Source organism: Streptococcus pseudopneumoniae, from assembly GCF_038148935.1.
In the GTDB taxonomy this organism is placed as follows: Bacteria; Bacillota; Bacilli; order Lactobacillales; family Streptococcaceae; genus Streptococcus; species Streptococcus pseudopneumoniae_U.
In genome coordinates this window covers 1-1,246 of the sequence record NZ_JBBJZX010000170.1, presented here as the reverse complement: position 1 = coordinate 1,246, position 1,246 = coordinate 1, and the positions used below count along the sequence as shown (strand labels likewise).

General features: G+C 37.6%; 1 protein-coding gene. It reads right to left on the bottom strand.

The genetic code is table 11. The features are described from left to right. Positions 1-99: 99 nt before the first annotated feature. On the bottom strand, positions 100-1,246 hold a 1,147-nt coding region (locus WKI42_RS10400), incomplete at its 5' end, for a site-specific integrase (protein ID WP_368081880.1).

Sequence of the window (1,246 nt, the reverse complement as noted above, 5' to 3'; positions counted from 1 at the left end):
TTATGGTATAAACTGCTCACGTCTTCCTAGTCCCTTGAAATCAGTGGGTTTTCAGTAGGTCAACCAAAAGTGAATACGAGATTGAATACGGCATGACTTTTAGCTGGAGCGGATGAAATCCATGAGCTGATCAACGACTTCAAAACGTTGATTATCATTGATGTGGGTGTACATATCAAGAGTGGTTTGAACATTGTTATGACCTAATCTGTCTGAAATGATTTTGGCTGTAACACCTGCTTCAAAGAGGAGAGAAGCGTGTGTGTGCCTGAAACCGTGAGGAGTGATTTTTTTGACATCCTTATGTTCACAAAAGAATCTTCTAAGTCTCTCTTTAACAGCTGAAGGAGAAATCCATCCTCCGAAACTATTCGTAAAGATATAATTCGAATCATGTTTGTAAGGTACGCCAGCCCGAAAATATTCTTTTATTTGCTGACGCTTCCAGATTTTTAATATATTTAGAGTTTCATCATCTAAAGTGATAACCCTCTTACTCATTTTGGTTTTAGGGCCCTGAACAGTTTGTTTTTTATTAACAACGACAGCTGTTCGAGAAATGCTTAATCGTTTATTTTCAAAGTCAACATCTGACCACATGAGCCCAAGAGCCTCACCACATCTCAAACCAGTAAAAGCTAGTAAGTGATAAAAGGTATACTCTACAGGCTTACAATCTACTCTGCAAACTTTAAGAAACTCCGTTAGCTCCTGTTTTGTATAGTAGTTTTCTTTGCCCTTTAAGGGTCTATTTTTAGGCTTGATAATCTTGTCTAAAGGATTTGACTTAATAATATCAAGAGAAGTGGCATACTTGAAAATACGGCTGATGACAGAGTAGTAATTGGCATAGAGGATATAGCGATTACTTAACTTGATAGCAACCTTTTGACAATAAGCTACACTGATCTGCTGGATTTTCATATCTGTAAAATACAAGTCAATCATAACATCAAGTTTTTTCTTAACGTTCTGATAGGCTGTTGGTTTCACAGTGCTCTTATAGCTATCAAGCCACAACTCAGCGACTTCAGCGAAAGTAGGGTTCTGGAAATCTTCATTATTTGAAAAACCGTTCTCTTCAACGTCTAAGAGGAGGTCACGTTCGGCAGCCTTTGCCTCTTTTATGGTTTTAAAACCACGGCGTGTTGTACGTTTTTCTTTTCCAGTGGCAGGGTCTATACCCAGATATGTTTGAAAGAGATATCTAGTCTCTCCTTTTTTTGTAAGGTATTTTTTTATCATA